Origin of the sequence: Mesorhizobium sp. M1322 (assembly GCF_040318085.1) — a bacterium.
GTDB lineage: Bacteria > Pseudomonadota > Alphaproteobacteria > Rhizobiales > Rhizobiaceae > Mesorhizobium.
In genome coordinates this window covers 1-13,137 of sequence record NZ_JAMYLP010000120.1, presented here as the reverse complement: position 1 = coordinate 13,137, position 13,137 = coordinate 1, and the positions used below count along the sequence as shown (strand labels likewise).

The 13,137-nt window shown below is 60.0% G+C and carries 12 protein-coding genes and 1 pseudogene; 8 read left to right on the top strand and 5 right to left on the bottom strand.

The features are described 5' to 3' along the window. The 5 genes and pseudogenes from NKH12_RS27610 to NKH12_RS27590 form a co-directional block, all read right to left on the bottom strand. Positions 1–998: pseudogene (locus NKH12_RS27610) on the bottom strand (hypothetical protein); the annotation flags it as partial. Between the two features lie 1,429 nt (positions 999–2,427). Next, a complete protein-coding gene (locus NKH12_RS27605; RefSeq protein ID WP_352956048.1) occupies positions 2,428–4,200 on the bottom strand; it encodes an SLC13 family permease in 1,773 nt (590 codons plus the stop codon). Between the two features lie 178 nt (positions 4,201–4,378). Next, positions 4,379–4,615: a metallothionein gene (locus tag NKH12_RS27600; RefSeq protein ID WP_352956047.1), complete on the bottom strand. Its 237-nt coding sequence runs from the start codon at positions 4,613–4,615 to the stop codon at positions 4,379–4,381. Positions 4,616–4,727: 112 nt separating this feature from the next. Continuing rightward, positions 4,728–5,660 carry a complex I NDUFA9 subunit family protein gene (locus NKH12_RS27595; protein ID WP_352956046.1) on the bottom strand — a complete coding sequence of 311 codons (933 nt, stop codon included), beginning with the start codon at positions 5,658–5,660 and terminating at the stop codon, positions 4,728–4,730. An 18-nt stretch (positions 5,661–5,678) separates the two neighbouring features. After that, entirely contained in the window at positions 5,679–5,909 is a 231-nt protein-coding gene (locus NKH12_RS27590; protein WP_352956045.1) for a hypothetical protein, read from the bottom strand. Positions 5,910–5,974: 65 nt separating this feature from the next. Between NKH12_RS27590 and NKH12_RS27585 the strand changes: the two genes are divergently transcribed. From NKH12_RS27585 to NKH12_RS27550, 8 genes are all read left to right on the top strand, one after another. Next, on the top strand, positions 5,975–6,586 hold the full coding sequence (locus tag NKH12_RS27585; RefSeq protein WP_095492366.1) for a cupin domain-containing protein: 612 nt from the start codon (positions 5,975–5,977) through the stop codon (positions 6,584–6,586). Between the two features lie 120 nt (positions 6,587–6,706). Then, positions 6,707–7,645 (top strand): ABC transporter substrate-binding protein, encoded by a 939-nt coding sequence (locus NKH12_RS27580; RefSeq protein WP_352956044.1) that lies wholly within the window; start codon positions 6,707–6,709, stop codon positions 7,643–7,645. A gap of 76 nt (positions 7,646–7,721) precedes the next feature. After that, positions 7,722–8,519: an ATP-binding cassette domain-containing protein gene (locus tag NKH12_RS27575; RefSeq protein WP_352956043.1), complete on the top strand. Its 798-nt coding sequence runs from the start codon at positions 7,722–7,724 to the stop codon at positions 8,517–8,519. Next, on the top strand, positions 8,516–9,526 hold the full coding sequence (locus NKH12_RS27570) for an ABC transporter permease (protein WP_352956042.1): 1,011 nt from the start codon (positions 8,516–8,518) through the stop codon (positions 9,524–9,526). Before NKH12_RS27575 ends, NKH12_RS27570 begins: the two co-directional genes overlap by 4 nt. Positions 9,527–9,529: 3 nt before the next feature. After that, a complete protein-coding gene (locus NKH12_RS27565) occupies positions 9,530–10,621 on the top strand; it encodes a phosphotriesterase family protein (protein ID WP_352956041.1) in 1,092 nt (363 codons plus the stop codon). A 40-nt stretch (positions 10,622–10,661) separates the two neighbouring features. Continuing rightward, positions 10,662–11,432 (top strand): glutamine amidotransferase, encoded by a 771-nt coding sequence (locus tag NKH12_RS27560; RefSeq protein ID WP_352956040.1) that lies wholly within the window; start codon positions 10,662–10,664, stop codon positions 11,430–11,432. Positions 11,433–11,435: 3 nt separating this feature from the next. Then, a complete protein-coding gene (locus NKH12_RS27555) occupies positions 11,436–12,344 on the top strand; it encodes a PfkB family carbohydrate kinase (protein WP_352956039.1) in 909 nt (302 codons plus the stop codon). Then, a partial coding sequence (locus NKH12_RS27550) for a BtpA/SgcQ family protein (protein ID WP_352956038.1) occupies positions 12,341–13,137 on the top strand: 797 nt, incomplete at its 3' end. The genes NKH12_RS27555 and NKH12_RS27550, both read left to right, overlap by 4 nt.

The window sequence follows — 13,137 nt, the reverse complement described above, 5'->3', positions numbered from 1 at the left end:
ACCGCCGGCGTGCCCTCGAAGCTGTCGTTGGCCAGCACTGCGGTGGTGATCGCCGTGTCCTCGTTGCCCGAGGCGGTGTCGTCGGCGATGTCGGCCACCGCGGTGACCGTGATTGCCAGCAAGTCCGTGTCAGTGGCTAGACCATCACCGGTTGTGATTGTTAGCGAATCCGAACCGTTAAAATCTCCATTTCCCGTGTAAGTCAGACCGGATAGAATTAAATTGATGTCCGCTGCGGAGCCAACAATGGTCACCAAATTGGTGCCGTTGCCGGTCACGAGCGGGCTACTCGAGACGTTTAGAGTACCGTGCAGAACTGAAACAGTAGTCGTTAACGCACCACCATCAGGATCTGAAACCGAAACCCCTGGAATTGCCTTTGATACGTCCTCATCGGTCAATTGTACCCCGGACGGTACGGTGTTCACCGGTGCATGATTGGTGCTGAGATCGATCACGACGGGCGAGAGTTTTTCGATTGCAGAAATTTTCAGATTTATGCTCTTGAATTCATAAATCGTTTGATCTGCCTGCCCAGTGCTTTGGTTGACATGGGCCGGTAGCCAAACATTGTTAAAATAGTTAATCTCGGCATTTAGGGCTGCCATAAAGGCAACATCGTTAGACTGCTGTACGCTGATTACAATTTTTAGCGTGTCAATCTCGGTGGTACCACCTTTTACAGTACCATTTCCACCATCGTAACTATCGTACCCGCTGAATGTCGTTACGCCGATTTGCGCGATACCATTGTCATATATGGTTCCCTGGAGTTTGTACTGATTCTCGTACGATACGAAAACAAGGGTGTCAGCGCCCGAACCGCCTAGCAAGCTGTCAATACCGCTGCCGCCATCCAGGATATCTGCACCGGAACCACCATTGAGAACGTCGTTTCCTCCCTCCCCTGAAAGCGCGTCGGCCCCAGAACCCCCGATCAATTTGTCGTTGTAGTCAGTGGCCGTGCCAACATAATTGTCGTCGCCATTCGCGCCCATAACACTTCCTCCCCAACGCCCCAAATTTACCTTTTGTTAGTAATGTTGATATGATTTCATTCAACTGTCAATGAGAAACGTTGTTAACGGACCGCGATGATTTTAATTAACTTGAAAGCATCGGGGAGAATGCGTGTTGCAATCCGTTGAACAAATGATCGTACTGCTGTTGCCAAACGCCGGCCATTAGTCAGACCAGCCTACCATCTTGCTGACAGTGATGCCCGCAGACACACGAAGAGATTTCGAACTAGCCGTCTTGGCGGCGCGAAAATTCTGACGTGGCCACCGGTTCTGCTTATACTCGCCCCAAAAGACTCTTGTCGCCCTTCATTGTGATGAGGAATGTTCCCGGGAAAGACTAGGAAAGTCAGCACTGGGCAGCATCGGCCATCTTTGGCCACGCACCCACTGATCTGGGCTAACGTGCGACCATTAGCAAAGGCGAAATCATAGGTGGGAATCCTAACAACCACTCGCCCGCTCTGAAGCAATCTCAGGGTCGTGGCACTCAGCGTCACTGTCGCCGCCAATATTAAGGTTCCATCCATGCGGAGTGTTACTCAGAAGAGCTCGACCGCGTTGCACTAGCGTTCTTAACCAACGCCCCCAAGAGGCTTTGGCAGCCCTCCTGCGAGCCACTTTGTCCAGCCTGCGACTGTCAGACCGCATGCTATGCCAGCACATCGGCAAACTAATCGAATAAATCCGGGCTGCGCCCTATCAGTTGCGCGCCCAGAAAAACCTCAATCGCCACGCCCGAAATGCGAGCAGAACAATCAGCCTTGCTATCGCCCAGGAGTGGGCATCGGATACAGCACACTGCAGACTGATCCATTGACGCGATCGTCGCCGTTACGAACCGACGACAAACGATATGGTCAGGGCGACACTCACCGGCAGATAATGCATATCGACCTTCCTACCCAGCGATCCGACAACGGCCGATGGACCCTTGGAAGCATCCTCATCACGGTCTCAGACATGCCAAACCTCGGTTAACCGCCCTCTTATGGCGCAACGCGAGTTCCAGAATGGTCGCAACAATGTCTGGTTTCAGGTAGTAGCAACGGGTCACCTCAACGGCCGATATGCTTCGCATAGCGGGCGTTCAGCACGTAGAACTAGCGGAGGTTTGTGCTGACCTTTACGACCCGGGGTGAGCACGCGCGCCAGAAAGTCGATGCCTCCTCAAATTTTCCGAAAACCGAATCTAATGTCCCAATTTGTCCCAGAAGCACACGCAATTCGGGCTGAGGCGCGACCCAGAAAGTTCGAAAAGCTTCCAGGAAGCCCAGCCATCGCTCACGGGTCCATTCCGGACACATGTGCAGCAGCCACTTAGTAACGCGACAGTTGAGCAAGTTAGAGATGCGACAGTTTTCGCCGGCCGGCGAAAGTTCGAGCCGGATTGATCCGTCCATCGATATTAGTTCATCGGCCATACGATCATTAGCATCGGCACAGCAACAATGACGACGAGGAACGATAGCGGCAGTCCCAGACGTGGATAATCGCCAAAACGGTAGCCTCCCGGCCCCATGACGAGCGTGTTGCACTGGTGGCCGATCGGGGTGAGAAAATCGCAGCCGGCGCCAATGGCGACCGCCATCAGAAATGCTTCCGGCCTGTAGCCGAGATCGCCAGCAAACTCGGCGGCGATAGGCGCCATGACCAGAACGGTGGCGGCATTGTTGAGGAATGGCGTAACGGCCATGGCGGCGACAAGGATGAGCATCAGTGCGCCGGGCGCCGGAAGAATGGTCCCCAGTTTGGCAAGCTCGCCGGCAACCACTTCTGTCGCCCCTGTACTGCGTAGCGAGTCGCTCACCGGAATGAGAACGGCGAGCATGACGAGGATTGGACCATCCAGCGATTGGTAGACCTCCCGGACCGGGATGACCTTGAAAAGCACCATCCCGACCGCGGCCGCAAAGAAAGCGACGGAGACCGGTAGCAGCCCGAATGCAGTCGCCACCATAGCGAGAGCAAGGATCGATACCGGCACGACACCCTTGCGGACGCTACCAAGCAGGATATCCCTTTCCGCCAGCGGCAGGCAGCCGAGTTCACGCAGTATCTCGGGTATCGTCGCTGCATTGCCCTGCAACACGATGACGTCGCCGAGCCTTAGCTGGATTTCGGCCAGCCTGCGGTCGAGGCGCTCGCCGTGGCGGCTGACAGCCAGGAGGTTGACATTGAAGCGGTGGTAGAGGGCAAGGCGCTGGGCTGTCCAGCCGATCAAAGGCGAGCTTTCCCCGATGACGGCTTCGATAGCGACCAACTCGCTGGTCGTGGCGTCTCCGCTGGCCCTATTGCCCGTAACGCTGAGTTTGCCCTGGGAGACAAGGCGATCCAGCGCCCCTGGGTCGCCCTCGAGCAGCAGAATGTCGTTCACTTTGAGGACAACGTCGGGCAGTGGCGTCATCCGCATAGTCCGGTTGCGCAGGATCGACGTCACGACAACATCGCCGCCGGAAAGCTTAATGAGGTCTGCGACGGCTTTCCCGAGCACCGTGGAATCGCGGACAATTCGGGCCTCAGTCAGGTAATTCTTGATGTTGATGGCTTCATGCACCGACCCGCCCAGCTTTTCGCGCACCGGCAACAGCCAATAGAAAAGCATCAGGAAGATCGTACCGGTGGCGGCCAAGGCGGCTCCAACAGGTGTGAAGTCGAACATTGTAAAGGCGGTGCCGGTCAGTTCCTCCCGCACACGGGACACGACGATATTGGGAGATGTTCCCACCTGCGTCATGAGCCCGCCGAGCAACGACCCGAACGCCATAGGCATCAGAAATATCGAGGGCGAAACGCTCGACCGGCGCGCGAACTGAAAGGCGATCGGAATCATGATGGCGAGCGCACCGATATTCTTTACAAAGGCAGACAGGATCGTGACCACGATCACCAGCAGCGCCAGTTGCGAGCGAACGCCCGATAAGTTGGGAACAAAGCGCTTGATGGCAACTTCCATCATGCCTGAGCGGGCTATGCCTGCGCTCACCAGCAGGGCACTGCCGACAATGATCACGATATCGTCGCTGAACCCGCTGAAGGCCTCGTCAAAAGGCACGATGCCAACCGCGAGTGCAAGCAACAGTGCCGCGGCTGCGACCAGATCATATCGATACCGACCCCATACGAGCGCCGCCATCATCACGAAGATGACGGCGAACGACAGGATTTGCGGCGTAGTCATGTCTTCGGATGCTCCGCCGCTCATGCGGCTGATCAGAACGGCCAAACCGCCCTTTTGTTGCTTTCGCTGATCACGGCTTTGCTAGCACGGTTCTGAATGCTGAGCTTCCATGCTTGCCAAATAAGCCGTGTCGAGCGATGTTCCTGGCTCTTGGGGCCTTGATCCTGATAGCGTTGTATCAGGGTGCGCGATCGGTCAGTGCGCTTGCACCTTCCTCTGCGGCGCAATGTGCGCAGCAGTAGATGATGTCATCTTGTTCGACGCCATGTCCGATGATCCGGCATCCGCAATGCGGGCAGAGCGGCGCAAGTTTCTGGATCGCGCATTCGAAGCTGTCGAACGTATAGATTTCCTCAGCTAGCTTCACTTCGAAAGCCTTGTCGTAGTCATTCCCGCATTGATCGCATCTGGCCATAGTTCTTTTCCTTCTTCTTTATTGCTTCAAGCTCGACCAACCCGCCGCATGGCGATAGGTTCCCGTCAGGATCGTAGACTCTTGCTGAGCAGGAGACGGGCGCGAGCCGGCGTCACGCGCGCCGTTCGATCAAGCGGATCACCTCCTCGATGCCCCGCGGCTCGATGTCGAGTTCCTTCAGGCCCGGTGCGCCGATTGCTGCCACATTGTCGTGCCGCATGAGATCGACCTGATTGCGCGTTAGGGGCGCGGCCGGAAGGAGTTCCGCGACGCCGGCCAAGGCGTCCCACGCTGCAAACGGCACCGGCATCAACCTGATGTGGGTACCGAGTTGCCGGGCGATCTCCCGCAGCAGTTCCTTATAGGTGTAGATGCGCGGGCCACCGAATTCGAATATGGATGAGCCCTTGTGGTTTCGCCCGTCGATCAGCCGGCTCACTGCGTCTGCGACGTCTTCCACATACACCGGCTGAAGCCGTGTCCCGCCATCGGCGAACAGCGGATAGATCGGCAGGAGACGTATCAGCCTCACAATCGTCGTGAGGAAAACGTCATCAGGTCCTGTCATGACGGCGGGACGCACAATGATGGCGCCTGGAAATGCGCTCGCCACCGCCTCTTCTCCGCGCCCACGTGCCCTAATGTAGTTCGAATCCGATTGAGGATCGGAGCCAATCCCCGAAATCTGGACGAACCGGTCGACCTCGCCATCGCGCGACGCAGCGGCGAGATCTGCGGCAGCCTTCACATGCACGCGCTCAAACGTCTGGGCGCCCTGCTCGACATAGAGGCTGACAGCATTCACGATCGCCTGTGATCCGGCAATGGCCGAGCCGATCGAGGACGCATCCAATATATCCGCCTCGATGGCTTCTGGGATCCTTGCAGTCGAAGAAAAGACCGGGCCCACGCGGGCCGGGTGGCGCGATGCAGCGCGGACGGTGAAACCCCTTTCCAGGAGCCGTTTCACGATCCGACGTCCGAGAAAGCCTGTCCCGCCGAAGACAGTGACGATCCGTTCTGTGCCGAGGTCGTCAGGATCCATCTGCCTCGCCATCCCTTTCTACAGGCGCCGCGAAATCGCCCCGGCCCGGCGTACGAACCAGCCCACTTCGAACATCAGGACGTTGGAGAACAACGCAGGAACGCTTTTTGTTCCAGTCAGCGCTGGGTTGATCGCGGGACGACCGATGTCGCTATAGAAGGCGAGTGCTTGACGCTGAGTTGCTTTATCCGTGCTATCAAAAACTGGTCGAGGCACTGCAGCGTCGAAATGACAAATCATCACTTGCAAATCGGTCGCCGCTGTCTTTTGCTCGCGCGACAGTTGTCCATGACTGTTGAATGGTTGGCGAACGGATGAACAAAATCGATCGGCGACGGCCGGAATCCGAAGCGGATGGCACCGTCAATGCCGCGCGGCTTGGAACGCGGTTGCGCCTCGCTCGCCAGACACGGGGCATGACGCTGAAGACGCTGGCGACAGCTGCGAACTGCTCTGAAAGCCTTTTGTCCAAGATCGAGAACGGCAAGGCTTCGCCATCGCTGCCGATGCTTCACCGCCTGGTCGAGGTTCTGGAGACCAATATCGGCTGGATGTTCGAACAGGTCGACGATGACGAGGCGATCGTGTTCCGCGCCGGCGCGCGGCCATTGATCTCGCTCGACGCGCTGAGGCGCGGCGAGGGCATTTCGCTTGAACGAATTATTCCGTATTCGCCCGGTCACCTGCTGCAGTGCAATATCCATCATATCGAGGCGGACGGCGAGAGCGAAGGACCCATCCAGCATGTCGGCGAGGAGGTCGGCTATGTGCTGGCTGGCCGGATCAAGCTGATCGTCGACGGCAAGAGCCATGATCTCGCCACTGGCGATGCGTTCGTGTTCAGGTCGGAGCTGCCACACCATTACCGCAACATCGGAAAGGAGAGAGCCAGCATTTTCTGGGTCAACACGCCGGCGACCTTCTGATCGGCGTTCAGGGATTCAAATGCGTTGACAAGCATTCAAGTCTCTTGAATGTTGGCTCTTGCCTGTAGCACCAATGGGACCAGCCGAACAGGTTTGGCCCGCAAGCAAGGGGAACCGTAAATGCGTCCGTTCAAACTTCTCGTCCGTTGCGCCGCCGTCATCGCCGTTTGCTCGACAGCGATGGGATCGGCGTTCGCCGATACCTTCGCTCTCGTCAACATCAACCAGCAGGCCCTGTTCTTCAACCAGATCAACGAGGGCGCGCAGAAGGCGGCCGACGCCGCCGGGGCCAAGCTGGTCATCTTCAATGCCAACAACGTGCCGAGCGCGCAAAATGACGCCATCGAGAACTACATCACACAGAAAGTCGACGGCATCATTTTGGTCGCCATCGACGTCAACGGCGTCAAGCCTGCAATCACCGCCGCGAAAGCGGCCGGCATCCCCGTGATCGCCATCGACGCGCAGATTCCCGACGGCGACAACGTAGCGTTCATCGGTGTCGACAACGCCAAGGCTGGCGAGGACATCGGCAAATTCTACGCCGACTATGTCAAGTCGGAGATGGGCGGCACTGCCAAGATCGGGATTGTCGGCGCGCTTAATTCGTTCATCCAGAACCAGCGGCTCGACGGTTTCAAGAAGGCGGTCACTGACAGCGGCCTGGCGATCACCTTCCTCGACACGGTCGATGGCCAAAATGTTCAGGAGACCGCAATGAGCGCTTCGGAGAATTTGATGACCGCCAATCCGGACATGACGACGCTATATGCGACCGGCGAGCCGGCTCTGCTCGGCGCTGTTTCGGCCGTAACCAGCCAAGGCCGCACCGGCGACGTCAAGGTGTTCGGCTGGGACCTGACCAAGCAGGTCATTCAGGGCATTGACGATGGTTGGGTGGTCGCGGTCGTCCAGCAGGATCCGGCCGGCGAAGGCAAGGCCGCTGTCGAAGCTTTGACCAAGCTCAAGAAAGGCGAAACGGTCGAGCCGATCATCAATATTCCGGTGACGATCGTGACCAAGGACAATGTCGACCAATACCGCGCGATGTTCCAGTAAACTGCATCGATGACCGGTCCGCGGCGCCGGGTTGAGGCCACGCCGCGGACGCTTTGCAAAATCCTGTGGATCCAAGATGAACAGTGGCGAGACCTATCGGGTGCGGATGAGCGGCATCTCAAAGCGCTACAACGCCATTCAGACGCTCGATGACGTGTCGTTAGTGCTGAGGCCGGGCGAAGTCCTGGGGCTGGTCGGCGACAATGGCGCGGGAAAATCGACGTTGAGCAAGGTGCTTTCGGGGGCGGTGGTTCCCGATGCCGGCACGATCGAGATCGATGGAATGCCGGTGACCTTCAACTCGCCGGCGGACGCGCGTGCAGCGCGCGTCGAGATGGTCTATCAGGACCTGTCGCTCTGCGACACGGTTGATGTCGCCGGCAATCTCTTTCTCGGCCGCGAGCCGCGCCGCCGCATCGCCGGCATTTCCTTTCTCGACAAGAAGCGCATGCATGAGCAAACGCGCCAGATGCTCGACCGACTCGGCATCGTTATCGCCGACACGCGGCTCAAAGTCGAAAACCTGTCCGGCGGACAGCGACAGTCGATCGCGATCGGCCGCGCCGCCTCGTTCGAGCCGTCCGTGCTGATTATGGATGAGCCGACGGCAGCGCTTGCCGTCGCCGAGGTCGAGGCTGTGCTGGACCTGATCCGCACCGTGAGCGCGCGCGGCGTCAGTGTCATTCTGATCACCCACCGGCTTCAGGATCTGTTCCTCGTATGCGACCGCATTCAGGTCATGTACGAAGGACGCGCCGTCGCCGAGCGGCTGATCGGCGAAACCAATATCGAGGATGTCGTCAATCTGATCGTGGGTCGAAAGTTCAACGCGCGTTCGGCCGCCAACGCCTATCGCGATGGAGCGCCTGCATGAGCGACGTGAGTTCGACCCACTCCGCTCAGTCTCGAAGGGTCCGCGCAGGCACATGGCGAGATGCGGTGCTTGCCAATGGCAGTGTCGTGTCGATCGCGCTGTTCTTTCTTATCGTTTGCGTCATCTTCTCGGTGGCGACGGACGCCTTTCTGACGTCGCCCAATCTGCTGAACATCCTGCGGCAGTCGGCACCGCTGCTGATCGTCGCCGCCGCGATGACCTTCGTCATCACCACGGGCGGCATCGACCTTTCCGTCGGCTCCGTGCTGGCACTGGTGGCGACGTTGTCGGCGACACTGCTGCAGCTGGGTTTGCCATGGCCGGTGGTCATCCTCGCCATGCTTTCGCTGGGCGCCTTGCTTGGCGCGATACAAGGCTATTTCGTGGCTTATGAGGGCATCCCGGCCTTCATCGTCACGCTTGCCGGGCTTTCGGTGATCCGTGGCGTGGCGCTGCTGATCACCGGCGGCTACTCCATCCCCATCGAGCCGGGAAGCCCTTTCACGGTGTTGGGCCGCGCCTGGCTGCTCGGCGTGCCGGCGCCGGCGCTGATCGCGCTGGCGATCCTCGCGATCGCCTATATCGCCTTCAACGAGACGCCGTTCGGCCGCTACGTGACCGGCATTGGCGCCAACGCCGAAGCGGTTAGGCGCGCCGGCGTCAACACGCGGCTGACGACGCTTTTCGTTTACGTGATTTCCGCCGCCGCGGCAGCACTTGCGGGGATCATCATTGCCGCCCGGCTCGGATCCGGATCATCGAACGCCGGGCAAGGTTTTGAGCTCGAAGTGATCGCTGCCGTCGTGCTTGGCGGCACCAGCCTGTTCGGCGGCCGCGGAACGATCATCGGCACAGTGCTCGGCGCGCTTACCGTGGCCGTCATCGGCAATGGGCTGATTCTGGCGCATCTGTCGCCTTTCCTGACGCCGATCGTCACCGGAACGATCATCCTGATCGCCATCTGGCTGAACTTCCGCCTGTTCCGCGGCGCCGTACGGAGCCGTTGAGCCATGAGTGATCTCTTCGATGACGCAGCGCCAAGGCAGCGGCTGGCGATCGGGGTCGAAACCGGCCATGTGATGACCGTGCTCGGCCCCGTTCCAGTCGAGGAAATCGGCGTTACGCTGATGCACGAGCACATCTTGCTCGACGGCGCGGGCACTTGGAAATGTCCCTGTCATCCCGACGACATGGCGCTCGCCGAGCAGCCGGTGAACATCGAGATCATCGGCGAATTGCGCATGAACCCTTACGTCAACCGCGACAATGTTTCGCTCGACGACAGCGACCTGGCGCTGTCAGAACTGCAACGCTATCGCGCGCTGGGCGGCCACACCGTCGTCGACGCGACCAATATCGGCATCGGCCGCGAGCCGGAAAAGCTCGCCCGCATCAGCCGCATGTCCGGCCTGAAGATTGTCATGGGGACCGGCTTCTATCTGGAGCACACCCATCCCGAATGGCTGAAGGCGATGGATATCGATGCCGTGACCGAGTTCATCGTCAACGACGTCGGCGGCGGCGAGACCCAGCCGCCGATCCTGGCCGGGCTGATCGGCGAGGTCGGCGTCAGCAAGGACTTCACTTCAGAGGAACGAAAGTCGCTGCGAGCTTCGGCGCGGGCCTCGCGCATCACCGGCGTGCCGCTGTCGATCCATCTGCCCGGCTGGGAGCGGCTGGCGCACGAGGTGCTCGATATCGTGGAGGCCGAGGGCGCCGATCTTCGCCACACCGTGCTCTGCCACATGAACCCCAGCCACAGCGATCCCGACTATCAGACAAGCCTCGCCCGGCGCGGCGCGTTCCTCGAATACGATATGATCGGCATGGACTACTATTATGCCGATCAGGACGCGCAATCGCCCTCCGATGAAGAGAATGCGCGGGCAATCGCGGCGCTTATCGAGGCCGGCTTCGGCGACCGCCTGCTGCTGTCGCAGGATGTGTTCCTCAAGATCATGCTGACCCGTTTCGGCGGTTTCGGCTATGGCTACATCCTCAAGCATTTCATACCGCGCCTGAAACGGCATGGCGTCGAGCAGCCAGCCATCGACCGCATGCTGATCACCAATCCGAAGGCCGTGTTCGCGCGGCAAAACTAAGCGGCCCAGACTTTCGGCTTAGATCTACGACGGAGTTCAAATGTCCAAGAAAAAGATCCTGCTTGCCGGCGAATCCTGGGTGTCGACCGCGACCCATATTAAGGGTTTCGACCAGTTCCCGACGGTCACCTACCACACCGGCGCGGACGAATTGCTGACGGCGCTGAAGGCGACCGAGTTCGACGCGACCTTCATGCCGGCACATGAGGCTCAGCGCAGCTTCCCGCAAACAATGGAGGCGCTTTCGGCCTATGACGCGGTGGTGCTCTCCGACATCGGCGCCAACACGCTGCTTCTGCACCCCGACACCTGGGTTCACTCGAAGCCGACGCCGAACCGCTTGCGCCTGCTGCGCGATTATGTGCGCGACGGCGGCGGGCTTTTGATGTTCGGCGGTTACTATAGCTTCCAAGGCATCAATGGCGGCGCGCGCTATCGCAAGACGCCGGTCGAGGAGGTGCTGCCGGTGAACTGCCTCGCCTTCGACGACCGCGTCGAGGTGCCGGAAGGTTTTTCGCCTGTCCTGAAAGGCTCCTCGGACCATCCGATCTTGAAGGGTCTTGGTTCGGACTGGCCGATCCTGCTCGGCTTCAACGAAGTAGCGCTGAAAGACGGGGCGGAAGTTCTGGCAACCGTGTCATCGGACTACGGATCACTGCCGCTGCTTGTCACCGGCCACTACGGCAAGGGCCGCACTGTGGCCTGGACATCCGATGTCGGGCCGCATTGGCTGCCGCCGGAGTTCATCGCCTGGAAGGGCTACAAAACCCTGTTCGAACAGATGCTGAGCTGGGCGACCGGTGAGAGCTGAGCGATGCATGTCCATGTCGTCGGCAACGCCTGCGTCGACACGATGTTTCGCGTCGGCCGCTTCCCTGCTGCCGGCGAGACTTTGAACGCTAGCAGCTACGCCGACGGCCTCGGCGGCAAGGGCGCAAACCAGGCGGTTGCGGCCGCGCGTACGGGTGCTGCGGTGACGTTTTGGACGGCGCTCGGTAAGGACCGCGCAGGCGCATGGATCAGGGCCTCTCTCGACAGGGAGTTGCCTGACCTCGAGGTGAGCGAATTCGACCTGCCGAGCGACCGCTCGACTCTTGTCATTGAGGCTGGTGGCGAGAATTTCATCGTCAGCGGCGTCGCCTGCAGCCAAGCATTCGATCCGATCGCGCAAACCGCACTTGCGCGCCGGATAGCGTTTGGCGACATCCTTGTCTGCCAAGGAAACCTGCGAGGTAACGCGATAAATGCCTGCCTGCGGGCAGCGCAGGAAAATGGCGCGCGCACCGTCCTGAACGCCAGTCCTATCGATGCGGCGGCCTTGCCTGACTTGCGTCTGGCGCAGGTGTTGGTGGTGAATCAATCCGAGGCGAAAGCACTGACCGGCCAGAGTGATATGGCCGCCGCGGCCGAAGCGCTGACGGCCAAAGGCGCGGGAACGGTGGTGATCACACTTGGGGCGGAAGGTTGTCTCGTGCTTGGCCCTGCCCGGGGAGGGTCGCTTCGTTTGCCGGCACCACGCGTCGAAGCGCTCGACACCAGCGGTGCCGGCGATGTGTTTTGCGGCTGTCTGGCCGGCGGGCTTGCCAAGGGCATGTCGGTTATCTCAGCGCTGAAGTTCGCGCTCGCAGCCGCGGCAATTGCGGTGACTCGCCCGGGCACACTGATATCCTGTCCTTCCGCGTCTGAAATGGCGGCGCTGATCAATCAAACGGAGCTCTCATGACCCAACTCGGTCAATCAGGCGGCGACGCGCTCGTAGAACTTTTCGGCCGCACCAAGGTGGTGATCGGCGTCGTCCACCTTGCGCCGCTTCCTGGCGCGCCGCGCTATGACGGCGAAGCGGTCGAGGCGATCTATCAGCGGGGACTCGATGATGCGAGATCCTATCTCGATGGCGGATGCGACGGCGTGATCGTCGAGAACCATGGCGACATCCCCTTTGCCAAACCTGACGATATTGGACCGGAAACAGCGGCCTATATGGCTGTTATCTCCGACCGTATTCGCCGCGAACTTGGCAAGCCGGTCGGCATCAATGTGCTCGCTAACGCCGCGATGCCTGCCCTTGCGATCGCCAGTGCCGCCGGCGCGGGCTTTATCCGCGTCAATCAATGGGCGAATGCCTATGTCGCCAACGAGGGTTTTGTCGAGGGCGAGTCGGGTCGCGCGGCGCGCTACCGAGCCAAGCTTCGCGCCAACGGCATCCGCGTTTTCGCCGATGCTCATGTCAAGCATGGGGCGCACGCGATCGTTGCCGACCGCCCGGTGGAGGAACTGGTCAAGGATCTGGTTTTCTTCGACGCCGACGCCATCATTGCGACCGGTCAGCGCACCGGGCACGCTGCGGATCTGAGCTACATCCGCATGATCAAGAAGGCCGCCGGCCTACCGACGCTGGTCGGCAGCGGCGTGGCGCCCCCCAAAGGCAACCCGATTCGTTGGGGCGTGGGTGGGGGGCGCAAGGCCCGCCCCCGGGACACAGCCGGGGGGGGGTGGGGCCCGGGGGGCCCCCCCCC